This is a genomic window from Alteromonas antoniana (assembly GCF_019249295.1).
GTDB classification, from domain to species: Bacteria; Pseudomonadota; Gammaproteobacteria; order Enterobacterales; family Alteromonadaceae; genus Alteromonas; species Alteromonas antoniana.
In genome coordinates, this window is record NZ_JAESDH010000013.1 from 92,757 (window position 1) to 118,450 (window position 25,694).

The 25,694-nt window shown below is 51.5% G+C and carries 22 protein-coding genes; 9 read left to right on the top strand and 13 right to left on the bottom strand.

The window, feature by feature from the left end; translation table 11 throughout:
• Positions 1-158 precede the first annotated feature (158 nt).
• A complete protein-coding gene (locus JKP77_RS12365; RefSeq protein WP_218311537.1) occupies positions 159-2,000 on the top strand; it encodes a bifunctional acetyl-CoA hydrolase/transferase family protein/GNAT family N-acetyltransferase in 1,842 nt (613 codons plus the stop codon).
• Positions 1,997-2,953, top strand: a complete 957-nt coding sequence (locus JKP77_RS12370; RefSeq protein WP_218311538.1) for a histone deacetylase family protein — start codon at positions 1,997-1,999, stop codon at positions 2,951-2,953. Before JKP77_RS12365 ends, JKP77_RS12370 begins: the two co-directional genes overlap by 4 nt.
• A 136-nt stretch (positions 2,954-3,089) precedes the next feature.
• On the opposite strand, the gene JKP77_RS12375 is transcribed toward JKP77_RS12370, so the two are convergent.
• The 3 genes from JKP77_RS12375 to JKP77_RS12385 form a co-directional block, all read right to left on the bottom strand.
• On the bottom strand, positions 3,090-3,839 hold the full coding sequence (locus JKP77_RS12375) for a MauE/DoxX family redox-associated membrane protein (protein ID WP_218311539.1): 750 nt from the start codon (positions 3,837-3,839) through the stop codon (positions 3,090-3,092).
• Positions 3,840-4,038: 199 nt separating this feature from the next.
• Positions 4,039-4,575: a DUF6436 domain-containing protein gene (locus JKP77_RS12380; RefSeq protein WP_218311540.1), complete on the bottom strand. Its 537-nt coding sequence runs from the start codon at positions 4,573-4,575 to the stop codon at positions 4,039-4,041.
• Positions 4,572-6,053: a methyl-accepting chemotaxis protein gene (locus JKP77_RS12385; protein ID WP_218311541.1), complete on the bottom strand. Its 1,482-nt coding sequence runs from the start codon at positions 6,051-6,053 to the stop codon at positions 4,572-4,574. Before JKP77_RS12385 ends, JKP77_RS12380 begins: the two co-directional genes overlap by 4 nt.
• 106 nt (positions 6,054-6,159) lie before the next feature.
• On the opposite strand from JKP77_RS12385, the gene JKP77_RS12390 reads away from it, so the two are divergent.
• On the top strand, positions 6,160-6,696 hold the full coding sequence (locus JKP77_RS12390; RefSeq protein WP_218311542.1) for a DsrE family protein: 537 nt from the start codon (positions 6,160-6,162) through the stop codon (positions 6,694-6,696).
• A 31-nt stretch (positions 6,697-6,727) separates the two neighbouring features.
• Here JKP77_RS12390 and JKP77_RS12395 read toward each other — a convergent pair whose 3' ends face one another.
• On the bottom strand, positions 6,728-7,702 hold the full coding sequence (locus JKP77_RS12395; RefSeq protein ID WP_218311543.1) for a zinc transporter ZntB: 975 nt from the start codon (positions 7,700-7,702) through the stop codon (positions 6,728-6,730).
• Positions 7,695-8,582: a mechanosensitive ion channel family protein gene (locus tag JKP77_RS12400; RefSeq protein WP_338024872.1), complete on the bottom strand. Its 888-nt coding sequence runs from the start codon at positions 8,580-8,582 to the stop codon at positions 7,695-7,697. The genes JKP77_RS12395 and JKP77_RS12400 overlap by 8 nt, the downstream gene beginning before the upstream one ends.
• A 126-nt stretch (positions 8,583-8,708) precedes the next feature.
• Between JKP77_RS12400 and JKP77_RS12405 the strand changes: the two genes are divergently transcribed.
• Both JKP77_RS12405 and JKP77_RS12410 read left to right on the top strand, forming a co-directional pair.
• A complete protein-coding gene (locus JKP77_RS12405) occupies positions 8,709-9,215 on the top strand; it encodes a DUF1439 domain-containing protein (protein WP_218311545.1) in 507 nt (168 codons plus the stop codon).
• Positions 9,216-9,232: 17 nt separating this feature from the next.
• The gene (locus JKP77_RS12410; protein WP_218311546.1) at positions 9,233-10,105 is read left to right on the top strand and encodes an ATP-grasp domain-containing protein; all 873 of its coding nucleotides are present in this window, start codon (positions 9,233-9,235) and stop codon (positions 10,103-10,105) included.
• A 99-nt stretch (positions 10,106-10,204) separates the two neighbouring features.
• On the opposite strand, the gene JKP77_RS12415 is transcribed toward JKP77_RS12410, so the two are convergent.
• The 6 genes from JKP77_RS12415 to JKP77_RS12440 form a co-directional block, all read right to left on the bottom strand.
• Complete coding sequence (locus JKP77_RS12415; protein WP_218311547.1) at positions 10,205-11,575, bottom strand: DUF3300 domain-containing protein; 1,371 nt, start codon at positions 11,573-11,575, stop codon at positions 10,205-10,207.
• A 205-nt stretch (positions 11,576-11,780) separates the two neighbouring features.
• Positions 11,781-12,395 carry a GTP cyclohydrolase II gene (gene ribA / locus JKP77_RS12420; RefSeq protein WP_218311548.1) on the bottom strand — a complete coding sequence of 205 codons (615 nt, stop codon included), beginning with the start codon at positions 12,393-12,395 and terminating at the stop codon, positions 11,781-11,783.
• 205 nt (positions 12,396-12,600) lie between these two features.
• Positions 12,601-15,423 carry a putative bifunctional diguanylate cyclase/phosphodiesterase gene (locus JKP77_RS12425; protein WP_246601191.1) on the bottom strand — a complete coding sequence of 941 codons (2,823 nt, stop codon included), beginning with the start codon at positions 15,421-15,423 and terminating at the stop codon, positions 12,601-12,603.
• 386 nt (positions 15,424-15,809) lie between these two features.
• Positions 15,810-16,145 (bottom strand): hypothetical protein, encoded by a 336-nt coding sequence (locus tag JKP77_RS12430; protein ID WP_218311550.1) that lies wholly within the window; start codon positions 16,143-16,145, stop codon positions 15,810-15,812.
• Complete coding sequence (locus tag JKP77_RS12435) at positions 16,133-17,566, bottom strand: protein adenylyltransferase SelO (protein ID WP_218311551.1); 1,434 nt, start codon at positions 17,564-17,566, stop codon at positions 16,133-16,135. Before JKP77_RS12435 ends, JKP77_RS12430 begins: the two co-directional genes overlap by 13 nt.
• A gap of 308 nt (positions 17,567-17,874) precedes the next feature.
• Entirely contained in the window at positions 17,875-18,060 is a 186-nt protein-coding gene (locus JKP77_RS12440; RefSeq protein ID WP_218311583.1) for a hypothetical protein, read from the bottom strand.
• On the opposite strand from JKP77_RS12440, the gene JKP77_RS12445 reads away from it, so the two are divergent.
• Positions 18,024-18,692 carry a glutathione S-transferase family protein gene (locus tag JKP77_RS12445; RefSeq protein ID WP_218311552.1) on the top strand — a complete coding sequence of 223 codons (669 nt, stop codon included), beginning with the start codon at positions 18,024-18,026 and terminating at the stop codon, positions 18,690-18,692. The two genes, JKP77_RS12440 and JKP77_RS12445, sit on opposite strands and share 37 nt — an antisense overlap.
• Positions 18,693-19,223: 531 nt before the next feature.
• On the opposite strand, the gene recQ is transcribed toward JKP77_RS12445, so the two are convergent.
• Complete coding sequence (gene recQ / locus JKP77_RS12450; RefSeq protein ID WP_218311553.1) at positions 19,224-21,065, bottom strand: DNA helicase RecQ; 1,842 nt, start codon at positions 21,063-21,065, stop codon at positions 19,224-19,226.
• Positions 21,066-21,221: 156 nt separating this feature from the next.
• Here recQ and JKP77_RS12455 point away from each other — a divergent pair, with 156 nt between their 5' ends.
• From JKP77_RS12455 to rarD, 3 genes are all read left to right on the top strand, one after another.
• On the top strand, positions 21,222-21,683 hold the full coding sequence (locus tag JKP77_RS12455; protein ID WP_218311554.1) for a thioesterase family protein: 462 nt from the start codon (positions 21,222-21,224) through the stop codon (positions 21,681-21,683).
• Between the two features lie 122 nt (positions 21,684-21,805).
• Positions 21,806-23,143 (top strand): magnesium transporter, encoded by a 1,338-nt coding sequence (locus JKP77_RS12460; protein ID WP_218311555.1) that lies wholly within the window; start codon positions 21,806-21,808, stop codon positions 23,141-23,143.
• Between the two features lie 344 nt (positions 23,144-23,487).
• Positions 23,488-24,366, top strand: coding sequence for an EamA family transporter RarD (rarD, locus tag JKP77_RS12465; RefSeq protein WP_246601198.1), 879 nt, complete (start codon positions 23,488-23,490; stop codon positions 24,364-24,366).
• A 79-nt stretch (positions 24,367-24,445) separates the two neighbouring features.
• Here rarD and JKP77_RS12470 read toward each other — a convergent pair whose 3' ends face one another.
• The gene (locus tag JKP77_RS12470; RefSeq protein ID WP_218311557.1) at positions 24,446-25,690 is read right to left on the bottom strand and encodes a GGDEF domain-containing response regulator; all 1,245 of its coding nucleotides are present in this window, start codon (positions 25,688-25,690) and stop codon (positions 24,446-24,448) included.
• Between the last annotated feature and the right edge of the window lie 4 nt (positions 25,691-25,694).

Sequence of the window (25,694 nt, forward strand, 5' to 3'; positions counted from 1 at the left end):
AGTCGCATAAGCTTGCGCTTCGTCAATCAGTCGGAGCAAAAGTATGGCATGATAGGGCTTCCGGCTGGCCACAAACGGGCGCGCTCAGGACGAGTGATTTGCCTGTAATCGTGTTCCGGCTACGCTTATCAATGGTGAACAACACGCAGGATAGGTTTATGTCTTTAACGTTGCCTCCTTCTCCCGACTGGTCTTCGCTGATTAAATCAGGCAGCCGGGTATTCGTTGGCGGAAATGCATCCGTTCCCTATGCTCTTGTGCAGCATTTAATCGACCACAGTGCGGGTTTCAGTGATATTGAGATGGTGCATATGCTCACCCTGGGTGATACACGGTGGGCCAAGGAAGAATATCGTGCATTGTTTAAGGCCAATACCTTTTTCATTGGTGGCGCTGAAGTCCGCAAGGCGGTAGACGAAGGGCGTGCCGATTATACCCCGTGCTTTTTGTCTGAAATATCCGGGTTGTTCAGCGACGGCACATTGTCACTGGATGCGGCCATGGTCAATGTGAGTCCGCCGGATGAGTTCGGTTACTGCTCATTGGGCGCGTCAGTGGATATCTGTATGTCAGCGGTCCGCCAGGCCAAAAAGGTCATTGCCCAGATTAACCCTCAGGTGCCCCGCACCGCCGGGCATTCGTATATTCATGTCAGTGAAATTCATGCCTGTATTGAAGCCGATGAGTCGCTTATAGAAGTGGAAACGCCGCCCATCGACAGCGTCACCGAGCGGATTGGCCAGTATGTATCCATGCTGGTGGAAGACGGCGCTACCTTACAATTCGGAATAGGTAAAATTCCCAGCGCTACGCTGAAATACCTGTGCAATCACAAAGATTTAGGCATACACAGTGAAATGCTCACTGATGCGATTATTGAGCCGTTATCCACCGGTGCGATCACCAACAAGAAGAAAACCTTTCATCCGGGAAAAATTGTTACCAGCTTTGCCATTGGATCGCGCAAGTTATATGACCTGATTGACGCTAATCCTCATATCGAGTTTTATCCCAGCAGCTATGTGAACAAGCCCACCAACATTGCCAAAAATGACAACATGATTGCCATCAACAGCGCGCTTGAAGTCGATTTAACCGGTCAGGTGGTAGCCGATTCACTGGGTTACGACTTTTACAGTGGCATTGGCGGGCAAGTGGACTTTGTCAGCGGCGCGTCGATCAGCAAAGGCGGCAAGCCAATTATCGCGCTGCCTTCTACCGCTAAGAATGAAACGGTCTCACGAATTACTCCCTGCATCAGCGAAGGGGCGGGCGTGGTCACCTCACGGGGCAACGTACATTACGTGGTCACCGAATACGGTATTGCGTCGCTGAAAGGGAAGAGTATTCGCGAACGGGCATTAGAGCTTATCCGGGTAGCGCACCCTAAATTTCGTGCGAAATTGCTGGAAGATGTCCGTCAGAATTACTGGGTACCGCATTATCAGGCCAAATACCCGACGGACATCCCGGAGCTGGGCGCTATTCAGTTACAAAAGCTGGTCATACAGGGCGAAACCTTTTACATGCGCCCGTTGAATCCCGCTGACGAACGCCGTCTTCAGGAATTCTTTTATTCACATACCAAAGAAACCCTGCGCCTGCGCTACAACTACGATCCTAAGCAAATGTCGCGGGAGAAATCCTGTAATCTGGTGAGTGTGGATCAAAGCAGTGATGCTGCTTTGTGTATCGTGCGTCAGGAAGGCTCCCGCATCACTATTCATGCCGTCGGTCGCTTCTATTACAATCCCAGCGATAATTCCTGCGAAGCCGCATTTGTCACCCGCGAAACACAGCAGGGAAAAGGCATGGCAAGCCGATTGTTAAACCAACTGATTGATGTTGCTAAAAAGCGCGGGATAGCGCGTATGATGGCGTATGTCAGGGCCGATAATAAACCCATGATAGCGATTTTTGAGCAGGCGAACTTCAAGCGCTTGTTCTCCAGCGATCCCAGTGATGTGGAGCTGGAGTTGAATCTGGAGAGCGATAAATGACGTTACGGATATACCGCGGTAAAGATTGTGTGCATCACGATGTCGGACATGACCACCCGGAAAGTCCGGACCGCATCTACGCTATTGATGATCAGCTGCTGGCGTCAGGACTGGACATGATTTGCGAGCATGCTGATGCCAGACCTGTCAGACGGGAATACTTGGCGTTGGCCCACGATCCTTACTATGTCGACAGTGTGTTTGAGCGGGCACCAAAAACCGGCACGATCTGGCTGGATGATGATACCGGCATGACGCCAATCACACTCAGCGCGGCACTTTATGCGGCGGGAGCTGGCTGCGATGCCGTTGACTGGGTCATGGAAGGTGACAACCGTCAGGCCTTTTGCCTGGTGCGGCCGCCCGGTCATCATGCTGAATACGACAGTGCTATGGGCTTTTGCTTTTTCAATAACATTGCGGTGGCCGCGCGCTATGCGCTGCAAAAGTACGAGTTAAGCCGTGTCGCCATCGTTGATTTTGACGTACATCACGGTAACGGCACCGAAAATATTATCGCCGGCGACCAGCGCATTATGATGTGCAGCAGTTTTCAGCATCCTTTTTATCCGCACAGCGGCAGCCCGGTCTCGGCGAGCAATATATTAAGTGTGCCGCTTGCAGCCGGCGCAACCGGGGATGTATTTCGTGAAAAAGTGGCCTACTGGTTTCAGGCGCTGGAGAACTTTCAGCCGCAGCTTATTTTGATTTCGGCAGGGTTTGACGCTCACGCGGAAGATCCTATGGCGCATATCCGGCTGAAGGAAGATGATTACAAGTGGGTTAGCGCGAAGCTGCGCGAGGTAGCAGATCACTGTTGTCATGGACGTATCGTCAGTACGCTGGAGGGTGGGTATAACTTAAGTGCGCTGGGAAGAAGCGTGGTTGCACATCTGCGTGGCTTAAACGGCGAAAGCGAGATGACAACACAGGTACAGGGCCAGACTGCCTAGAGAAAATTTTGAGACGTGCTTATTAGTAGTGCGCTAAGGGGGATGCGAGTATTTACTTTGGTGTTAAAGCGCCAAGTATAAGTCGGCTGCACGCGCGACACGCGAAATGCTGGCATGTCGCGGTGCGTGGTTGCCGTTATGCCAGCAGGACAAAGTCCCGGTATAACATCCACAGGCCTGCGCCAACCATAAACAGATTCTCACTTAGCGAAATGAAGCCAAGGGGCACATTGCTGTCGCCTCCTACGCAGGCGCATTTCAGCTCGCGCTTGTCGATGTAAACGGCTTTAATGACCGAAACAGCGCCTATGGTACCAATGAACAGCGATACCGGTGCTACCCACAGGGCTGGCAGTAACGCCAGCATGCCGATGCCGGCCCATGCTTCAGCGAAGGGATACACATACGCATACCTTATCTGTTTCATCGCCAGTAAATCATAGGTAATAAACTGATTGGAAAATGCGGTTAAATCCTGCAGCTTCTGTAGCGCAAGCATAACCATGCTGAACGCGACAAAGTGCATGATAACCGGGGCTGGTGCCAGATTGAGCCTGCCGGAATAGATAAACGCAACCACCATGAGTGCGGCGATGGCAAAAATAGCCAGCACTGGCGTGTAGGTTGTTCCCTGAGGGCCTTCCTGTGATTTCCCGAAATAATCCCGCAGATCGTCATAGCCACCGATGCGCTTTTCGTCGATAAAGGTTTGTGGCGTGGTCTCTACGTCGTGTCGGGATTTAAACTTGTCGGTTTCTTCGCGGGTTTTCAGATGATGATCATCAACGGTATACCCTTCCCGTTCCAGTAAGTCTTTTGATTTGAGGCCAAATGGACAGATGTGTTCATCCGTTACCATTCTGTACAGCGTTGCCTGTTTGCTCATACGTCCTCCATGGTTAATTTACCCCTACCATCAGTTGAGGTAAGGGAAGAATGCATCGCTATGCGTGTAAACTTTATACGCCTTTCAATAAGGTTTTGCTTAATTACACAGAAATTGGGGGCAATGTCCCGGTTGTCAAAGCTGTTTCAATCTTTGTGCCACAGGAAGAGACGAGTTTTTCTGTCCGGACTGCGTGCAGTCATCCTGCACGGGTTTGGCAAAAACAGCCTTTTGCGTCGGCCTGTATCACGGCGCCGTGATACTCAGCGCGCGCGATACTGACAATATTGTCTATGAGCGTCTGGCCGGTAAAGCAGCCATAACCTGTGGCATAGGGCCCCAGATAGCGAAGCTGACGCTGCTCGTCGATGATTGCGATAGCCGGGAACGCTGGCAGCAATGCCGCTAACCCGGGCACTGTAGCGATATTCAGGGTTTTGGCCTGATAGCCCTGTTCGCCAAGCTCGTTTAGCAAGGCGTCGCGATGTTGTGAAGTAAGCGTATTACAGTAACAGCTGGCATCCGTCTGTAAGTGAACCAGCGTTCCGGGTTCTACCCCTTGTGCGGATAGTAGGGCGACCAGGTTGCCGTCAAACGACATCGATGTTGCGGCTTGTGCCAGTACCTGGTTGGGGTCGAAACTGACAATCTGCTTACTGTTGTATAGCCACAGTCCCGCCAGAATAGCGACGGTCCAGGCAAACAGCAGACTCCAGCCGAGGTATTTCCCGTTCATATACTGAATTTATCAATAGCCACTTTCATTTCCCGACAACGGGCATTCAGATTGTTGACCTCCCGCGCCAGCTGATTTGCACTTTCCACTTCATCCTGTGACAACTCATGCATGCGGGCAGCGCTTTGTGCAATGGACGCAGAAGCGGACTCCTGTTCAACTGCGGAGGTGGCAATTTCGGTTACATTGTCAGCGGCAATATTGATTTGGTCGAGCACATCCTGCATAGAGCCGGACGCCTCGCTAGAGGTGGCAACGGCTGAGTCGACCAGCTCAACGCAGGTCTCCATTTGCGTGACCGAGCTTGCGGTTCGCGACACCAGCAGTTCCGTGATAGCAGTAATCTCATCAGCGCTTTCTTTAGAGCGGATCGCCAGCGTTCTGACTTCATCTGCCACCACTGCAAATCCGCGTCCGTGTTCACCCGCCCGTGCTGATTCAATAGCGGCGTTGAGGGCCAGCAAATTGGTTTGCTCTGCCACTGCAGTAATAGACCGCATCGCCTCTGAAATTTTCCCGCACTGCTCGTTTAGTGCGGAGTTAGTTTTCGCTGCATCGTTTAACTGGTCTCTCAGCGAGCTTATCGTGGAATTCGTAGTATTGATGGTATTCTGCGATTGTCGGACGGTTTCCCGCGCCACGCTGGTTTTATCATTGGCAATGGTGGTGCGCTCTGCAGCCATCTGCATCGCTGTGGCTATTTGCTCTGACGCCGCAGAAACCGATACAATCTGCGCTGCCGTCTGCTCCGACATCGCATGAGTTTTGGTGACCGTCTCATCAATACGTGTGCTGGCGTCGGCGACACTGGCGGTAAGTTCACCAGCCTCTTTCACCAGCGAATTAATTTGTTGAATAAAGCGGTTAAACTGAACAACCGTTTCATTATCTGAGTCGATAGATACCGCAAGATTGACCTTCGCGCTGTCATTAAGAATCTGGCCAATAGCTGTGCGAAGCTGCTCGGCAGCTTTGCCTTCATTAAACGCATTGTTTGCCATAAACATCAGGACCAGCCCCTCGGCGACAGCGAAGGCTGCGTGTAACAACAGGTAAGAAAATAATAAGTGACCAGGTTCGAAGATAAACACCGGCGACCCGGCAGACTGCAGGAAGAAAAAGCCAATATGGTGCACAGCGACAACGGCAGTGGAAGACGCAATCACTTTCCAGTCGCGGAAATAGGCAAGAAATGCCAGCATCACGAAAATCTCGAAATGCATCTCGATAAGGCCAAATGACTGATGAATGTGCAGCGCGGTCATCAGTTGCACACCAATGCCGATGGCATGGCGGCTAAGCGCGCTGCCTGGCTGTTGAAAGCTCAGTAGTAACGGTACCGCAACAATGGGAATGCCAAGCAGAAACGCGACAATCAACTCCCCGGTAATTAGTCCAATCACCACTGAAATAAGCCATTGTGCTGCTAAAACCGCACGAAATATCTTATGACCATCCATTATCCACGAGTACTGCATATCATCACCTCAAAATAAATGCTCACATAACTATAGGTTAGCCTGGCGCATTCGCTAATTACGCTATGATAAAGTGCATAACGCAAATCGGATATTGGACATTAGTATGCTAAATCATCGATTAAGATCTTTTTTTTTAATAGCTTTTTGCCTGAGCTATAGTGCAGCCGCGGCTGACTTTAAGACAGGCCCGGTGTTTGACAACTGGGGACGTCATGCGCCCGTTGTGGGGGTAACCTTTGATGACACCACTCATTTTTCTGTTGCTTTTGACGTAGCGAAGGCGGCAGAAAAAGGAGAGCTTAACCGACGTTTTGACTCGCTGGCACGGTTTATCAATATGCACGTGGCGAACGGCGTGAAGCAAAAGGATATCCGCCTGGCGTTAATCGTTCATGGCGGTGCAACGCTGGAATTACTGTCAAATGCGCAGTACAAGGCAAAAACCGGGGTTGATAATGCCAACATCGCGTTGCTTAAAGCGCTGATGGAAGCGCAGGTTAAGGTGATAGTGTGTGGCCAATCTGCCGCCGCGCATGGCATACCGGCAGAGAGTCTGTTGCCGGGCGTGGACGTCGCCCTTTCTGCGATGACAGCCCATGCTCAGTTGCAGCAGCAGGGCTACACCGTCAACCCGTTTTAAGTTGCACGTCGGCGTCGAACGCGGTGAGGCGTCAAAGCCAGCGTTTCCACAGCATGGCAATCAACATGAACACGGCCAGCACGCCCATCGCACCCATAAGCAGCGTAAATGCGTCCTGTGAGTCGGTGCCGGGCAGGCCACCGACGTTCATGCCAAAAACGCCGGTCAGAAATGACAGGGGCAGAAATATCGCCGTCACCATCGACAAGACATACATCCGCACGCCCTGCTGATCGGCGATGCGGTTTCTCAGCTCATCCTGAAGCACGATGGCACGTTCGCGCGCAAGATCGAGATCTTCCACATAGCGAGTGACGCGGTCGGATTGTTCGCGTAACTCAAACGCCTGCTCCTGACTCAGTACCCCCGGTAAGCGCTGGAGTGCTTCCAGTGCATCGCGCTGCGGAGCCAGAAAGCGACGCATAGTGGCAGCCTGTCGTCTCAACGCTGCCAGCGTTTGACGGTCTGCCTTATTCAGAACATCGCGGGTCTCGCATTCAACCAGCATATCGTCCATGTCATCCACGGTGTCATGGATGCGATCGGCGATGTTGCCAACGAGTTCAATCAGTAACGTCCGCGGGCACGCTGGCGCTTGCTGCGCGTCGAATTGCTCACGGATCGCCGCTACTGACTCTAACCGCCGGTCTTTGCGTCGGGCGGTCACTAACAGATTACCTTTCAGCCATACCCGCAACGACACCATATCTTCGGGATCGGCATCAGGATTTTTATTCACAGCGCGAAGGTATATCAGGGCGCCTTCCATCATTGACAATGCCCGTGGACGCGTCTCCAGCGCCAGCAATGCATCGGTGACAGATTGCGGTAATCCCAGTTGCTGCATCAGGTGTTCTGAATCCTCAATATCGGATTGCAAATGCACCCATAAGTAACCTTCTTCCGGCAACGCGGTGCTCAGTGCGTCAGGCGAGACCGGTTCGGTTTTGCCTTTATCTGAAACGCGGTAAGCCCACAAAAAACCGGAATGTTGCATATCATGCATTAGGTAAATTCTCTTTCTCATTTAGCAGTTTGATTGCGCCATCTATATGAACATCCCGCTGAGGGAATGCGATCACCACGCCTGCTTCGTTGAATAATTCGTCAATGGCATAACGCACCTGACTTCGGATGACTCTGAGGTTGCGCTCGACGGTGGCGTTTACCCAGAAGTAGACCTCAAACGCGAGTGCGTTATCGCCGAAATCGTCAAAAATAACAACGGGTTTTGGTTCAGTTAAAATATCTTCCTGTCGCGTCACCGCCGCTTCAATCAGTTCTGCGACTTTGCGACAGGGCGAACCATAGGCAACACCGACTTTCACTGAGGTACGAGTAAGGGTATCAATCAGCGTCCAGTTGATGACGGTATTTTCCAGTAGTTTGCTGTTCGGGATCAGCATGTGCACGCCATCCACACGACGTATTCGGGTGTATCGGGTGTTGATTGACTCTACCGACCCACGGGCGTCGTCTACCTCTAAAAAATCACCAATACGGATCGGCCGTTCCCACATCAGAATCCATCCACTGATGAAATTATTGATAATATTCTGCGCGCCGAAGCCTACACCAATGGCGATCGCGCCGGACAGAAACGCGAATGCGGTTAGCGGCACGCTGAGGAGCTCCAGCAATGTGACTATCAGAATAGCAAAGGCGGTAACATAGAAAATGCGCTTAAACAGGTGAACGGTATCGGCACTTGCGCCGGTTTTACGCAGTCGATAAGTGGCAATGTGAGCAAATTTATCAATCAGCCAGGAACCCACAACGGCTGCCAGTGGAACCGCCAGCAACTCACCCACCGTGAAAGTGTGCTCGAATAATGTGAACGTCTCATAACTGAGTGTCGACGTTATCGTCTCCCAAAAATCATTCACGCCAGGTTCCTTGATTATTTTTATGCGCTTTTCAGCATGATAGACCGCAGTGCAAGCGAAAGCCACCAGTCGCATTCAGGGAAATGTGGTAGAGTTTGCACCTTCCCTAATCAGTCTGGAAATCTTATGCTTCGTGTCGTCATCACATTCGTTTCTTTACTACTGGCTTTTCAGGCCAGTGCGATCACCTTAACGCTGTCAGAAAAACACGTTAATCAGATGGTAAAGATGACCTTTCCGCAAACCCAGTACTACAACCAGATAAAGCTGACCTTTACCGATCCCGTTGTGACACTCGGGTCGCTGGAGGATGATGTGGCAGTTCAGGTAAACATCATGGCGCAGCAGAACGGGCAAACGCTCAACGCGACAGGGAAAATGAAAGGGTTGCTGAAGTACCGCGCCGAGCGCAAAGAGTTGCAGATAGAAAAACCTACGCTGGTGGAGTTTAAGGTGCAGGACAATACGCTGGAAAACAGTCAGGCGCTGATGAATGCAATCAATCAGATGCAGGGCCGACAGTTTCCCATGATACTGCTGCTGGACTTTACTGAGCTGAATCTGGGTTTATTTGGCAATCAGCTTCCCAAGCGTATCGATATCGTTAATAAACACCTTGTCATAGAAATGTAGGGGAGCGGTTGCGCAGTATGAAACATATCGCATTTTTATCGATGAGCGATTTAGGCGACTTCTTTGTGTACGACGATTTACTTATTCCCCACTTTGCGAAAGCCGGGTGGAAGGTTACATCAGTGCCGTGGCGCGAAGAAAGCAACTGGGATGCATTCGATGCGGTGATCGTCAGAAGCCCATGGGATTACCAGCAAAGCCCGGCGGCATTTTTAGCATGCTTGCGCCGTATCGCGGCGTCGCGGGCGTATCTGGATAATCCGTTGTCGCTGATGGAATGGAATTTACAGAAAACTTATCTCAAAGACATGGCGGCCAAAGGCGTTACCACGCTTCCTACACGCTGGGAAACTGGCTATAACCTGGCGGCAGTGAATGCATGCTTTTCTGAGTTTGATACCGACACCGTTATTGTTAAGCCGACGCTTAGCGCCAACGCGGATGATACCTTTCGCCTGAATCGCGACGATGCCAGCAGCCGGGAGAGTGAACTGGGTCAACTATATGCTGGCAGAGATATTATGATACAGCCCTTTGTAAAAGAAGTGCTGGATGAGGGTGAGTATTCACTTTTCTATTTTAATGGTGAGTACAGTCATGCCATTTTAAAAACACCAGCAGACGGTGACTTTCGTGTTCAGGAAGAGCATGGTGGCAGCTTACAACCGGTCATCCCTGACGCGTCCATGTTGAGGGCGTGCAAACAGGCACTGCAGGCGATGCCGACTGACTCTCTGTATGCCCGTGTCGATTTAATTCGTTATCAGCACCAATGGGCGATCATTGAGCTTGAGTTAATTGAACCGTCGCTGTACTTCAATCTGGATGAGGCCTCACAGCCGCGTTTTGTGGATGCGTTTATTACTCGCTACGCAGAGTCGACAAACTGATAAGCACACCATTGTGACAACATCAGACGGGTAATAAAAAACGGGCATCAGCCCGTTTTTTGTTTTCTTACCAATAACCAATGTGGATGTGATCCGCCATTAGCGCTCTGATGACTTCGGCGGCCGCGGTGAACTGTGTTCAACACGACGGGAAGCCGAAGGACGCTCAATGTTTCGCTGAACCGGCTTGGAATAACTACGCTGTACCGGTTTACTGTAATTTTGCGACTGGCTGCGGCTGCTTTGTGGCGCCGGCGCTACAGGTTTCGCATATTGTCTGTCTGCCGGCTTGTGTTGTTTAGGCGCTACCGGATTGCGATTTACGGCCTTCGGCGGACGCGTAACCACATCACGTTGCTGCACCACAGGCTTGTTGACATTGCGCGAGTACCGTTCAGACGCTACCGATTTATCCTGCATACGGCGCTGTATCTGCTTGTGCTTGTCAGACCCTCTTACGACCTGCTCCCGGGTCGCCCTGGGGGTTACAGGGGTAACCTGGCGGCGGGATTTGTCACGTAAATCGACAACGCGACGGGTAGGCTGTTCGCGATAATCCAGTTGACGCTCCCGCGTTTTTACTACGTTACGTTCACGCTGCAGCGTGTTGTAACGAGAAGGCGAACTATGAACTACACGGTTCGAATAACGGATCCGGCGGTGATTCACGTCGTGATCCCAGCGTCGATATTCTTTTGTGTAAACCCGTTTTACACCGGGGCCGCGATAATAATGACGAACCGGCTGACGAGTGACTACCACATGGCGGTTATGCCAGTGAATACCGCCAAAATAGAAAAACGTCGACAAACGAATACTCGGACTCCAGTAAAAACCGAAATGATTGCGGTAATTTACCGGATGGTGCCAGTACACCGGCGCGACCGGGTGCCACCAGTTTCCGTATACCACTCTGGTGTCATAATAAGGGACATAGACGACTTCCCGGCGGCGCGGCTCGATGACAATAATTTCTTTGTCGCGCTCTATGGTCTGGTAGTCGTTGTCCGACAATGATCCACTTTCCAGTGCGTGCTGACGCAACACCTGCACCCTGGCCAGAACGCGCGACTGACTGATCAGCACGTTATCACCCAGTGCCTGTAACCAGTTAAGATCGTCTGCCATGGTTCGCAAAACCTGTTCAAACGGCGCCAGCGCCTTCACACTCGGATCCCAGTTAAAGGCATCTACCTGCACTGCCACCTGCTCAGCGGTCAGATGCTGGTTTTCCTGCCGCCAGCGGTCGGCAGCGACCACTTCCAGTGGATAGGTGGCGGCAATCAGAATATGCGTAAGCACAGAATCAGGGTAAAGGGCGACGGGCGCCAGCAAACTGTCCAGCTCGGCATCCGTGTAGGTTGCCTGCGCCATATCGCTGGCAGGCTCCGGTGTGGCAATCGCCTGCGTTGCCGGCAATGCCGTACCCAGTGTCAGCGTTACCAGTAATGTTAATGTTGTACGTTTCATACAATCTCCTTAAACCGCAAATTCACGATTGAACGGGGCGGTTTTTCGAAAGCTTGTATAATTTATAGTCGTTGCGGGATTAACCTAAGCTGAACCGAACCCGGCTGGCAGGTTCAGCTTGTTTACGACCAGCGCTTTTATGACACGGTGTGCAGGTCAGCGTTGCTCACTGCTCAGAGCAGCGCGATTACCTCATGGTGTCAGATTATTTTAGCAGGTGGGGATCGAAGGCATGCCCGAGTTTCTCGGTTTTCGTCTTCAGATAGTGTTTGTTGTCTTTAGTAATGCCATGATCAATCGGTTTTCTGGCAACAATTTCTACGCCCAGCTTTTCAAGGGCATCAAGTTTACGGGGGTTATTGGTCATCAGCTCGACTTTGGTAACATTCAGTGTTTCCAGCATCAGTTTACAAATATCATAGCTGCGCAGATCGGCATCAAAACCTAAATGCTCGTTGGCCTCTACCGTATCCATGCCGCTGTCCTGAAGATTGTAAGCGCGGATCTTATTCAGCAGGCCAATACCACGCCCTTCCTGACGCAGGTACAGCAATACACCGTGGCCGCTTTCCACAATGTTCTGTAATGCCTTTTCCAACTGAAAACCGCAATCGCATCGTGTACTGAAAAGCGCATCACCGGTGAGGCATTCAGAATGAATACGAATTGGAACGGTGTCACCAGCTTCCCACTCACCGTACGATAGCGCCACGTGTTCCTGACCACTGGCTTCAACGAAACCATGAATGCGGAAATTGCCCCAGCGGGTAGGCAATTTGGCTGAACTTACATATTCGTACTTAGGTTGCTTTATGGTCATGACACTTCTACACCCGTTAAAGGAAGCAAAGAATTGGGGGTGTTCCTGCTAATTACAAGGCCGGGGGGCCTGCTAAAATGTGATAGTATCCGCATTATAGCAAGCCGTGGGTAGGAATCCTATTCACCAGCAATGATAAACTGCCTGTTGCTGTGCTTATAAGTGTGTAGAACAGAAAATATTGCTTTTATCTGGCGAAGTGCGTTTACAAGGGCTTGTATTCTTCCAGTGGTGCCGGCATGGCAACACCGTAGCCCTGCGCGTAATCCACGCCCATTCTCCCAAGCTGGGCCATCGTCGCTTCGTTTTCGACGAACTCACCTACCGTTTCCATGCCAATGGCTTTGGCCACATCCTTTATCGACGACACCATAGCGGCATCAACCGGATCATTGAGCATATCTTTGATAAAGCTGCCATCAATCTTCACACAATCTACCGGCAGGTGTTTCAGATAGGTGTAGGATGAGAAACCACTTCCGAAATCATCTAAGGCAAATTTACAGCCTAACTGTCTGAAAGTGCGCATAAAGGCCTTGGTTTCATCCATGCGCAGAATCGCGGAAGTTTCTGTGATTTCGAAACAGACTTTCTGATACGGGATCCCGAAGGATTCAAACGCATTAAGGATAAACAGTTTCAGGTCACGGTCAGCCAACGATTGTCCGCTGAGGTTGATGCTACAGCGCTGCAGGGAATCCAGGGCATCGCGATGCGCGGCAAACCAGCGGAAGGTATTTTCCACCACCCAGCGATCAATTTTGCTTATCAGGTTATAGCGCTCTGCAGAGGGCAAAAAGGCGCCTGGCGGTACCAGACTGCCGTCTTCATTTCGCAGGCGCAGGAGGATTTCATAGTAATCCCCGTCGATCGCTTTATTCAGCGGCCGGCAATGTTGGTAGTACAGCGTGAAGCAGTCGTTCTCCAACGCCTCGTTAATAGCACTGACCCAGTTTAGCTCCTGCTCGTAGCGCTTCAAACTCTCATCTTCATTAGAGTAGCGGTGTATCTGATTACGCCCCCGCTCTTTGGCAATGTAGCATGCCGCATCTGCCATACTCAGGTATTGCTCGGGCGTATGCTTGTAGCTGTCACAGACAACCTGGCCGATGCTGACGCCCAGAGAGAAAATACGATTTTCCCATACGAACCGGTACGCCTGCAGTGCATTGAGCAGTTTTACGCCCAACAGGTAGGCGCTTTCTTCCAGTTGGTTCTCTATGAGAATGGCAAACTCATCCCCCCCAAGTCTGGCTAGATGTCCCTGGCCCTGAATAGTATCCTGAAAAAGTTGCGCGACGTCTTTTATCAGCGCATCACCGGCGCTGTGCCCACAGGTGTCATTTACCACCTTAAAGCGGTCTAAATCCAGATACAGTATCGAAACCACGGTGTCTGATGTTCTGTTTTCCAGTGCGTGATGAAGCTGCTGCTCAAACTCCCTGCGATTGTAAACCCCGGTCAACGAGTCGTGCGTGGCAAGGTATTCCATGCTTATGTCTGACTGCTTGCGTTCCGTGATATCGAATATCGAGCCATACAAGAAGCTGTTGATATCTTCTTTACGGATCTGGCAAGAGAGGGAAAACCAGAACTCAGAGCCATCCGCCCGAAGCCCCTTTATCTCTCTTCCCATGACGGTACCGCGTTCGAGAATTTCCCCAACCAGCAAATCACGTTCCTCACGGGAAGTGTAGAAATTGCGTGTGTTCTCAACACTTCTGAGCATAGTCTCTTCGTCGGGGTAACCAAACAGGGTGCACATCGCCGGATTAACACTGATGAGCTTGCCTTCCAGTGTTGAGGTATAAAGCCCCTCGGCAGAGTTACGAAAGAGATCGTAAAACTGATTGAGCTGGCTGATGGTCTTTTCCCGCGCCGAAATCTGCTGAATGCTAATATTTCGTTCTCTTATCTCAACGCAAAACGCAAAACTGAGCATTGCCAGGGTCATTATCAGAATCAGTTGCAGGGAAACCAGCGGCGTCACCATAATTGCCTGTGCAACAACATCCAGCTGTACCGCGTAGGTGGCAAACAAAAACAGCCAGCTGATGATAAACGTGCGTGACTGCGCGCGATTGCGGCGATCCCGGAAAATAATAGCCAACAGCATATGCAGTGTGCCAATGATTGGTGCGGCAATGTAAGCGGCAATCGTGGTCTGATAAGGGGTGGATACGGCCACGACGCACAGCAGCGCTATGACAGCCAGATAATTCAGCAGGCGCAAAGGCAGCGGAATTCGGGGGAACAGGTTATGACAAACCTTGGCCATTGTGGCGAAAAATGCTGCCAGTATCGACACCAGCACATATTCAGACAGGTTGGTTAGCCCGGGCCATAGCACCAGTCCGCCCTGCATGGTAAAGGCAAAAGCAAACAATAAAGCGAATGTCGCCGCCAGCCAGAAGCGTGCCGGTGTGCGCTGGTATAAATAAGAAATAATAAAATAGCCGAACAAAACGAAAAGGGTGCCCAGTGCGATGCCAAGTAACAGCAACATCTGGCGGGCATAGGTCTGTAGGGCTTTGTCTTCCCATAAGGTCAATGCTGGAGGCAGCAGGCCATCGTCCTGAATACTCAGCAGAATGGTTTTTGTCTGACCTGGTTGCAGACGAAACGCAAATTTCACGGTTGGCAACAAGCGGGTCGGGAGCTCTTCGCTTCTGGCTGAGCGATAGTTCATCGAGTCGGTAATGCGTTCGCGCCCGTCAAGCAGCACAAGATGCACATTGTCCAGATTAATGCGGTCAGAGAGCAACGTCAGGGAAAGCGGCGTGTTACCGGTATTGGAGACTCTGGCCTGCAACCACAGACGCGTATCTTCCGGCTGGGCCTGCGGATAAATCCATCTGGGCCAGTTGTTGTACCCGGAGACGACGGTATCGAAGGCATGCTGACGGGGGACTACCCGCCACTGCGCATTAATATCAAACGGCTGAGAGCGGAACTGTTCATTGACGACGATGTGGTCATGACCCGGCTTGGCGAGGGCAGGAAAGCAACACAGCATCAGATAGCACATAACAACGACTGCGCAGTACCTGAGTAAACTATGTGGGTTGTATCGCTGAACTGTCATGCGAAGCGAAGTTGCGTCCCTGTCAAAAATGCATATCTCCATACTAGCGGAATAACTTCCAGATTGTGAACATTAACCGCATAATTCTCTGAAACTACAGGAAAGTCAGCGTGTAAAGCGTTGATGTCAGAAAGGGGCGCATCGCGGACGGGTTTCTGTTCTGGCGAGATGTTATAGCTGTGTCGTTCTGGGGCCACCGCGTATTATTTATCTCCCCAGAATGGGAGTGGGTATTGCAAGTAACACGGCAGTGGGATTTGTTAACAAGTACTGCCAGAAACAGACTGTCTGCGGGCAATGCACTATCGTGAAAATGCACGGAAAACGAATTAGATTGCGGGCTTCTCGACTGTCCCCAGCGTTTTCTGACACCAGTCCCACAATTTGTCTCCAGCGTTATCACCGCCTGCAATTAACTCCAGCCAGATGGCATCGCAAAGCCATTCAATATTTATCAGGATCTGCAACTCGCCGGTAAACAATGTCGATTGAAACCGGTCTGCGCCCCACTCCTCAGACTGAAGTGTAGCATTGGTGACGGTGGCAAACTGACTGACCCAGCGTAGGGTGGCCGCCGGTGTATGTGGCAGTGGCAGCAGTATCCGGACCACGTCATCTTCCCGCCGGTATGCCAGTCTGAGTGCTTCTGACGTCAGCTGCTGCATGATAATGAGACCGATGTCGGGTTAGCAGGTGGACGTGAAAACGGATGGTTATCCCAACGGGTATCAAAAGGGGATGTCAGCGCACCAAGGAATTGCTCTACTGTAGACCAGTCGCCTGCCTCTGCCTCAGAAATCAGTTCGGTCAGCTGATGCGTGCGTGGAATCACTGCCGGATTTTTTGAAAGCAGACTGGCTTGCGGTATCGACGCGGTCTCTCCATGCAACCGGTAGTTGCGGTAGCTCTGCCACCACGCGTCAAAGTTGTCTCTGTCGGGAAAATGATCGCGCAGAGGGGAAGAAGATAAGGTTAAATCGGCCAACGCCAGTAACCGGAAGCTGTCAGTATAATCGCGCTGCTGAGTCTCAAGCATGGACAGCCAGTCCTGCATAAGTTTGATGCCGGTGTCGTCTGTGTCCAGCCCCATTCTGGCGGTCATGAGGCGATGATACTGGTCAAGAAATACCGGTTCGAAGCGTGACAACGCATCCCGTAACTCCTCAATGGAGCATTGGTCAGAAAAGGCATGTGCAAGCGCATTTAAATTCCATAGCGCAATACCTGGCTGGCGATCAAACGCATAGCGTCCTTCGTGATCGGAGTGATTAAATACTGCCGACGACGTAAAGGTATCCATAAATGCATAGGGACCATAATCAAATGTAATGCCATGCACCGACATGTTGTCAGTGTTCATCACGCCATGTACAAACCCATGTACCTGCCAGTGCGCGACAAGACGTGCCGTGCGCAGTGTAATGGCAAGCAACATGGCAGCCCAAGGATTCTCAGCCTGAAGACATTCAGGAAAGTGTTCGTTGAGTGCGAACGTTACCAGCTTTGCAAGTGCATCCGAATTCTGAGTATTAAAATAATACTCGAAATGGCCGAAGCGAATGTGGCTTGGTGCAGTGCGGATCATCATGGCACCGGGTTCGGGCTGTTCGCGGTACACGGTATCAGTGCTGCTGAACAAACATAAACTGCGGGACGTCGGTATACCCAGGTGATGCAGCGCCTCCTGCCCCAGGTATTCACGTAATGTTGAGCGTAACACTGCGCGACCATCAGCGTGACGGGAATAAGGTGTCTGTCCGGCGCCTTTCAGGTGCAAATCCTGCCAGCCGTGTACTGCGTGCTTTGCCTCTCCCAGCAACAGGCCTCTGCCATCACCAAGAAATGGATTCCAGTGCCCAAACTGGTGGCCACCGTATTTCTGCGCGACGGCGTTTTGAGATAATGCGGAATTCTGGTCCTGCAATGCCGCCAACAGTTCGTTTTGTTGCCACCAGGACTGAGGCAGAGAAAGGGCATCAGCTAACTCGTGATTCACCAGCCTCAGGCGCATACCCTGAAGTGGTTGCGGTACGACCTGGCTTACCAGATCGGGAAGTGCATCAGCGTATCGGCGGGCTAGTGTCACGGGACTCCGTCAAAGAAAAATTATCGAGTGGCTGTCAGTATAACATGTGTGCTTATCTGCACACGTCACGAGAGAGGAGCGACGTTATACGTAAGATGAACCAATATGAAATGAAATACGTTAATACACCCGGCATGGCTGGCGTATCAAAAACAGTCACCCTTAAAACCACATTAAAACCGCCCGCTGTAGCGCTATTCACTCCTTCCCCGAATACAAATCACAAAAATTACGCCCGGCGTAATCTTTCCCGGGCATGGAGATGTATAAGCTTTCAGGAGGTTCTGAATATCATGCTTCATAGCGTATTATGCTGTGTTGAGATAATTCAGAGTTATCTCTGCGTGATTTTCGAGGGGAAGATCAACCGTCACAGGCAAGGCCATTGACGCGCAACGACCAACAATAATTTTTTGCGCCAGCATTGTCTGTTTTACCGGATATTTCAGAGGGAAAAATGCTAACACTTCACCATTTAAATAATTCACGCTCACAACGTATATTGTGGCTTTTAGAAGAACTCGGCGTGGAATACAAGCTGGAGACCTACCAGCGAGATGCAAAAACGAATCTTGCGCCACCGGAACTTAAGGCCGTTCATCCATTAGGTCGCTCACCTGTACTGACCACGGATGACGGGGCTGTTGCGGAGTCAGGCGCGATCATCGAGTATCTCATCAGGCACTATGCGAAAGAGACATTCAGCACGCCTGAAGATGCATCCATGCATCAGCAATACCTTTTCTGGATGCATTTCGCGGAAGGCTCACTGATGCCGCCACTGGTTGCAAATCTGGTGCTTGAGAAAGCGCGTGAAAAGGCGTCAAAGCCATTCTTTATCAAACCCATAGCCAATAAGCTGATTGACGGAATTCTGGATGCATACTATCGCCCGAATCTCGAACAGAGTTTACGCTATGTTGAGTCTTATCTGTCATCTCATGACTGGTTTGCCGGCAATGCGCCGACAGGTGCTGATGTACAAATGATATTTCCGCTTGAGTCACTGGTGGCGTCAGGGCGGGCGAGTAATCTGGCAGCGATAACAGCCTGGGTAAATAAGGTTCATGATCGCCCCGCTTACCAGCGTGCGCTTGAAAAAGGCGGCGAGTACGCTTACGCATAAATGCGGCGTTTACCTGAGAAGACGTTTTCACCGTTGTTACCTGGGTAATTGCGGTGAGAACTCCTCGACACTGCCCGCGGACCAGCGAATCTTTCCTAATACCAATCCGCATAGGAATTTACCCTCTCAGAGTAATCCCTGAGGGCTAGTCGAAAACGACTTAGATCACGACGCGCTCTCTGAGGCATAGTCATTCTATGTCCAGAGGACGCAACACAGATGTAAGTCGTTTTGGCCACTCCCGTCGGGCAATGCTGTCAGACTTTCTGGCGTTGTTATGCTTGCTTGATTTGGAACCACCAAACCTGCGCAACCAAGCCTAGCCAGAAAGCCTGACAGTCTTGCTGAGTGGGCAAACTCCTATGCGGATTGGTATAAGCCAGGCGCCTCGTAATTGACAGACGTCGTTGAGAGCTAACCAACGCCATCAGGTTAGTCTTAGTTACACCCGTCGAGTTTAAGCAAGCCTTACGGCTGTGTGTGGGTAGCCCGCGTGCTCAAAAGACAGAACAGCAGGGAAAGCCGACGGGCTTAGCCATCTTCCTTATTAACGTAATCGTCAATTAACTGCATGAAGGCCTCGCCATAGCGGGCGAGCTTGGTCTGACCCACACCGCTGATGTCTAACATCGCAGATGTTGAGGTTGGCAACTTGGACGCCATGTCTACCAGCGTTGCATCGCTGAATACCACATACGGCGGCACGCCGTGTTCTTCTGCCAGCACTTTTCGCAGATGCTTAAGGCGAACAAACAAGGTGCGATCGTAATTTGCCGGTGCGTGTTTGGCTTTCTTATCGGGTTTGAATTCGAGACGCGGCACCGCCAGTTTCAGTGCAACCTCGCCTTTCAGTACCGGACGGGCTGCTTCGGTAAGACGCAGATAGGCATTTGCCGTGATGTCCACGCGAACCAGGCCCTGATGAATAAGCTGATTGATGATGTTGTGCCAGTAGGAGTCTGACTGGTCTTTGCCGATACCGTAAGTACTCAACTCATGATGACCGGCTTCCTGTAGCCGGCGTAGCTGCTTACCCCGAAGCACATCAATCACGTATTGTGTAGATGCTTGTTGCGACAAACGAAGAATGCATGACAGAACTTTTTGCGCAGTGACGACGCCGTCGACCATTTTCGGGGGATCGAGGCAGATATCGCAGTTACCGCAGGCGCTGTCGCTGAACTGCGAAAAATAGTTCAGGAGTACCTGACGCCGGCAGGTTTGTGCTTCCGAAAATGCCTCCATGGCCGCAAATTTCTGCAGTTCAACGTCGTTGCGGTCGGTGTTGGCACCCTGTTCTATCCATTGACGAACCCGGGCTGCGTCCTTTTCGTCAAACAGCAGCAGGGCCTCGGCTTCCAGACCATCACGGCCGGCGCGCCCCGTTTCCTGGTAGTAGCTTTCCACACTGCGAGGTACATCATGATGCACTACAAACCGCACATTGGATTTATTGATACCCATACCAAACGCTACCGTCGCGACCACCACATCGACTTTGTCGTTCAGAAACTGGCGCTGCACGAATTCCCGTTCATCAGGATCCTTGCCGGCGTGATAGGCGGCGCTACGAAAGCCCTGACGATATAGCTTAGCGTTGAGATCGTCGACCTTGGCCCGGCTGTTACAATAAATGATGCCGCTGCCATCCTGTTGTTTGACGTAATCAACTACCTGTTCAAAGGCTTTATATTTGGACATTACCCGATAGCGGATGTTGGGCCTGTCAAAGCTGCCTCTGTAAACCAGCGGAGCGTGCAGATTTAACTGTGCCTGAATATCGGCTTGCGTGGCGGCATCGGCGGTGGCGGTCAGTCCGACTACCGGAATATCAGGAAAGCGGGTTTTTATTTGCCCCAGCATGCGGTAGTCCTGACGGAAGTCGTGGCCCCAATGCGATACGCAGTGCGCTTCGTCGATGGCAAACAGCGCAACAGTAATTTGTTGCAACAAGCCCTGGAAAGACGACTGCAGCAACCGCTCAGGTGACACATACAAAAGGTCATAATCGCCATGCTGAAGTTTCGCCTGGATATCCATCTGCACGTCGGTGTCCAGCGACGAGTTCAGGTACGCTGCACTGACACCCTGGGCCTGCAGCTGTTCTACCTGATCCTGCATTAGAGAAATCAGTGGGGATACCACAATCGCTGTGCCTTCGCGGACCAGTGCCGGTATCTGGTAGCACAGTGACTTACCGCCTCCGGTTGGTAACAGCACAAGCGCGTCGCCGCCATCGCAGAGATGAGAGATTACTTCTTCCTGGCCATCTCTGAAGCTCGCGTAGCCGAATATGCGCTCCAGTACAGACTGGGGCGTAGATGTCGCGATGGATTCGGGAGACTGAGCGTCGGCAACAACTGAGATGTTCATGGCGGGGGATTTTACGCTGTTTTTGTCTTCGCTTCACGGGGGAATCCGGAATTCTGGACGAAAAGACAGTGTGAGGGGCTGCAACGTTTGCGTAGATGGTTGTTTTCACTATTTTAATAGTACAATGGTGTCACTGTTAGGCAAAAAGGAACGGTTATGTCATCGTCGCTGCGCAGCGAACTTACTAATGAAGTTATCGCCCTGTTTAAAGACGCGATGCCTTTTAATCGCGAGTTGGGCCTGGAAGTCATACAGGATGGTGACGACATTCGCGTAGAGGTGCCCTGGCATGACAAACTAACCGGCAATCCTTTTCAGAAAATTCTGCACGGTGGCGTTACCGCCAGTTTACTGGACACCGTAGGTGGCTTAGTTTCTATTGTTCAGGCTATTCGTTTAACCGAAGACAGTGCACTGAGCGAGCTAAAGGCGAATCTGGCTACCGCTGGTACTGTCGATATGCGGGTTGATTATCTGCGTCCGGGCAGAGGAAAGCGATTCATAGCAACGGCAACCGTGATCCGTAAGGGCCGCCGGGTAGCTGTTTGTCGTATGGAGCTGCACAATGAAACAGGCGAGCATATCGCTTTTGGCACCGGCACCTATATGGTTGGCTGACACCTGATGCAAAAAAACTGGTCGCACGCCAGGCAGTTACCGTAGTTATATCTGTTCCGACAGCATGAAGGCTTATCCCGCCCGCTGGTTGGATACAACATTTTTTTCCCTGGAGGTATCTCATGGCTGAACCGTTACCGGATCTCATTGAAGAGTTTGTTTCTGACGGAACGGGCGATGATCCTGCTGCCACACTCACCACGTTGGTGGGGCAGGATGATGTGTATATTGCTACGCTGCTCGAATCGTTACCGGTTGAGCGGCGTATTGCTGTATGGGATGGCCTGCCACGCGACCGTAAGCTTGATGTGCTGGTCGAGATGCGAAGCGACCCCCGTGAAATCCTGATTGATGTGATACAGGATGACGAATGGGCCGCGATTTTCTCAGACATTGATGCTGAAGATTTACTCGAACTACTGGATTCACTACCCACCCGGCTGGTGGATTTGGCCTATGCTGCGCTTGATGCACAGCAGCAGGCATTCTTCCGCGAAGCTACCGCCTTTAAAGATGATGAGGTGGGGCACTGGATAAGCCACGAACTGCTGGTGCTGCCGCTAAATGCCAAAGTGCGTGAAGGTCTCAGGTTGATCCGTCGTAATGTGCCGCAACACTGTGACACGGTTTTCCTGGTGAACCGCTCGGGCCAGTTCTCTGCTGCGGTAAAACTGACTCGCTTATTCGGTGCGCCCGAGCACGTGCCGCTGGTGGAGTTAACCGAAGAAAATATTCCGGTATTAAAAGGCAACGATGAGAGCACCTCTGCCTCACTGCAAGTGCAGCGGTCCGGGTATGCGTCGTTGCCGGTGGTGGATGAAAACAACAAGTTACTGGGCCGTTTGGAGATTCAGTCAGCGGGCGAGTTAATTAACGAATTTTATGAGCGTCAGGTGATGGCGTCTGCCGGTATGGATGAAGACGAGGATTTATTCTCGCCGGTAGCGAAAAGTGCCCGAAACCGTGCCGTATGGCTGGGTATTAATCTATTAACGGCTTTTCTGGCGTCCTGGTTTATTGGCTTGTTTGAAGCCACCCTGCAACAGGTCGTTGCGTTAGCGGTACTGATGCCGGTAGTGGCCAGTATGGGCGGGATTGCCGGTAGTCAGACGCTCACCCTGATCGTGCGCGGGCTTGCGTTGGGGCAGGTGACCAGCGCCAACTTCCGGGCGCTGATGGTAAAAGAGCTCAAAGTTGGCGGCGTAAATGGCGTCATCTGGGCCATGGTAATAGGTATCGTGGCCTACTTCTGGTTCACCGATGCCATATTGGGTATTGTGATTTGTCTGGCAATCCTGGTGAATATTGTCAGCGCTGCCCTGGCCGGTGTGTTCTTGCCGGTGATCCTGGATAAGCTGAAAATCGATCCGGCCCTATCCGGCTCGGTAATTCTGACTACGGTGACAGACATTGTGGGTTTTGTTGCCTTCCTGGGGCTGGGAACACTGTTTTTACTGTAGCGACCATAACGTGACGACCGGCGCGATGCATTCGCATCTTCCCTAGTTTAAGGAAGTATTACTCCGCCAGCCAACAGGCCTTTGAATGCTGTGGTTATTGCGGCGCTGCAAGCCTGCTTTTGCAACGGTAGTTTGCCGATGGCGTCACCTGACCACAATAAATCGGGGCCAGGCGCAAAAAACGCCAGTACAGCCGCTTGTGAATTCGTCTTGTTGCTATGGCTAATAACGAATTCGTATTGCCCGGCGGACAGTAATCCCCGACAATGCTGCCCCTAAACCATGTACCCGGAAAAGATGTGAGTCAGGATCAGGAAGCGTTAAAGCGTACCCAGGTAGGTGTGATGTGCGCGATCGCCGCTTATACCATGTGGGGAATTGCCCCGCTGTATTTCAAGCAACTACAGATTATGCCTGCGATGGACGTACTGCTGCATCGGGTGGTGTGGTCGGCATTGATTCTGGTGGGGTTAATAGCGGGTAAACGCCAGTGGGGCAAGGTTAAAGCGGCATTGCTCTCGCGCAAGGTGATGCTGATTTTATTTGCTGCCGGCATTTTGTTGGGGGCGAACTGGCTGTTGTTTATCTGGGCCATCAACAACGATCATATCCTTGATGCCAGTCTGGGGTATTACATTAACCCTTTGCTGAATATCTTTTTCGGGCGTCTGTTCCTGCAGGAGCGTTTGCGGTTGTTTCAGAAAATCGCGGTATTGCTGGCCATTGCCGGCGTGTCTATTCTGGTTTTTTCTTACGGTCAGGTGCCGTGGATTGCACTGGTGCTGGCAACCAGCTTTAGTATTTATGGGCTACTGCGTAAGCAGGTGGCCGTTGACTCTATGCCAGGGCTTTTCATTGAAACGCTGATGATGCTGCCCTTTGCCCTGATTTACTGGGTGTTCTTCGCCTCCGAATACAGCAACATGCTTACCAATGACATGTCATTGAACCTGTGGCTGCTTGCCGCCGGTATTGTGACAACGGCACCGCTGCTATGCTTTACCGCGGCAGCACGGCGGATCATGTACTCCACGCTGGGTTTCTTTCAGTATATAGGGCCAACGCTGATGTTCTTTCTGGCGGTATATTTATACGGGGAACCCCTGGAGGAAGCCCGCCTGGTGACGTTTGGATTCGTGTGGACAGCGCTGGCGATTTTCTCATTTGATTCGCTGCGCGCTTATCGTATTCAGCGCCGGGTAAGATACACCGCGCCTGAATAGCGAAACATCCGGCGACATGATTGTCGCCGGGGCGCTCGCAGGCAGGAAAAGGTTGTAGTGTCAGTGTGCCCTGAACGAGTCAGTCACCGGCACAAATCTGATTGCGACCCTCTTTCTTCGCCTGATACAGCAAACGGTCAGCTTCTGTCAGCAGCGCTTCGATATTGTTAGAGCGGTGATAAGTCAGCCCGATACTGACCGTGACATTAATCGAGTTATCAGCGTCAATAGCAACAGGCAGTCTGGCTACTTTTTCGCGAAACGCCTCCATACGTTTGTTCGCGATGTCAGGGGAAATGTTGGGCAGATAAACACAGAATTCCTCACCCCCAAAACGTGCCACCAACACATCCTCAAAAGCACTGGCAATTAATCCGCCGACGGCTTTTAGGACCGCATCTCCGGCATCGTGTCCGTAGGTGTCATTCACCTGTTTAAAGTGGTCCAGATCAAGCAATGCCAGTGCGTGTACAGAGGGAAGACTTTTGTAGACCAGGTTCACAGAATAGAAAAAGTGCCTGCGATTGGGCAGCCCGGTAAGGTAATCAGTATTGGCTGCTTTGCGGATGGCCTCGACGTTTTCCAGCAGTTCGACGTTTTGCATGATGCGACATAAGAATTCTTCATGACAGAAGGGGTGGCGCAAAAAGTCATTGGCGCCACTTTTAATGAAGTGTGCAGATAGCAAAGCACTGTCGCCATCGGCGATGCCAATGATCGCCAGCTCCTCTTTAGAAAACACTTTGCGTAAGTTCGCAATAAAACGGGTGCCGGATTCGTCAGGAAGTGCGCTGTCGGTGATCACCAGTTTAATGTTGGGATGCTCTGCCAGTGCTGTCATCGCTTCTTTGCCGGTAGCTGCCTGCAACGTTGCGAAATTGTGTCGCTGAAGTAACGACGTCATGAAGGTGCGCGGCGCGCGCTTAGGATGGATGACCAAAACGCCTATCTGCTTATTTTTGTCCAGCCGGGCCAGTAACCTGGCAAGATAATCGTAAATCTGCGCGTTCTCTTTTGGGACATAATCGACCACGTCACGTTCGAGAACGGCCTTGCGCGTTGCCGGCGACACATCATTGGTAACGGCCACAGTCGGAAGGTAAGCATTAACGGCAAAGTCGATAGCCTGGCCTTTCGGAGCATCGGGAAGCTGGTAACTCACCACTGCGCACAGAAACTCTTCCGGATTTGCCTGTCCGAACTTATATTTTGCCTCTGTCAGTGAGCGCGCACCAACGGGCTTCAGCCCGGCTTTACGTACCAGTTTAGACACCAGATCCAGGCTTACCTGACTATCTTCTATGACCAGTACTTTTTGTTGCATACGT

Coding starts and splice junctions, on each gene's coding strand:
- JKP77_RS12415 (WP_218311547.1), bottom strand. CDS start 11,575: ATGAAACGTACAACATTAACATTACTGGTAACGCTGACACTGGGTACG.
- JKP77_RS12455 (WP_218311554.1), top strand. CDS start 21,222: ATGTCATCGTCGCTGCGCAGCGAACTTACTAATGAAGTTATCGCCCTG.
- JKP77_RS12390 (WP_218311542.1), top strand. CDS start 6,160: ATGCTAAATCATCGATTAAGATCTTTTTTTTTAATAGCTTTTTGCCTG.
- JKP77_RS12425 (WP_246601191.1), bottom strand. CDS start 15,423: ATGTGCTATCTGATGCTGTGTTGCTTTCCTGCCCTCGCCAAGCCGGGT.
- recQ (WP_218311553.1), bottom strand. CDS start 21,065: ATGAACATCTCAGTTGTTGCCGACGCTCAGTCTCCCGAATCCATCGCG.
- JKP77_RS12445 (WP_218311552.1), top strand. CDS start 18,024: ATGCTAACACTTCACCATTTAAATAATTCACGCTCACAACGTATATTG.
- JKP77_RS12385 (WP_218311541.1), bottom strand. CDS start 6,053: ATGCAGTACTCGTGGATAATGGATGGTCATAAGATATTTCGTGCGGTT.
- JKP77_RS12460 (WP_218311555.1), top strand. CDS start 21,806: ATGGCTGAACCGTTACCGGATCTCATTGAAGAGTTTGTTTCTGACGGA.
- JKP77_RS12430 (WP_218311550.1), bottom strand. CDS start 16,145: ATGCAGCAGCTGACGTCAGAAGCACTCAGACTGGCATACCGGCGGGAA.
- JKP77_RS12380 (WP_218311540.1), bottom strand. CDS start 4,575: ATGAACGGGAAATACCTCGGCTGGAGTCTGCTGTTTGCCTGGACCGTC.
- JKP77_RS12370 (WP_218311538.1), top strand. CDS start 1,997: ATGACGTTACGGATATACCGCGGTAAAGATTGTGTGCATCACGATGTC.
- JKP77_RS12395 (WP_218311543.1), bottom strand. CDS start 7,702: ATGCATGATATGCAACATTCCGGTTTTTTGTGGGCTTACCGCGTTTCA.
- JKP77_RS12375 (WP_218311539.1), bottom strand. CDS start 3,839: ATGAGCAAACAGGCAACGCTGTACAGAATGGTAACGGATGAACACATC.
- JKP77_RS12365 (WP_218311537.1), top strand. CDS start 159: ATGTCTTTAACGTTGCCTCCTTCTCCCGACTGGTCTTCGCTGATTAAA.
- JKP77_RS12410 (WP_218311546.1), top strand. CDS start 9,233: ATGAAACATATCGCATTTTTATCGATGAGCGATTTAGGCGACTTCTTT.
- rarD (WP_246601198.1), top strand. CDS start 23,488: ATGTGCGCGATCGCCGCTTATACCATGTGGGGAATTGCCCCGCTGTAT.
- JKP77_RS12470 (WP_218311557.1), bottom strand. CDS start 25,690: ATGCAACAAAAAGTACTGGTCATAGAAGATAGTCAGGTAAGCCTGGAT.
- JKP77_RS12405 (WP_218311545.1), top strand. CDS start 8,709: ATGCTTCGTGTCGTCATCACATTCGTTTCTTTACTACTGGCTTTTCAG.
- ribA (WP_218311548.1), bottom strand. CDS start 12,395: ATGACCATAAAGCAACCTAAGTACGAATATGTAAGTTCAGCCAAATTG.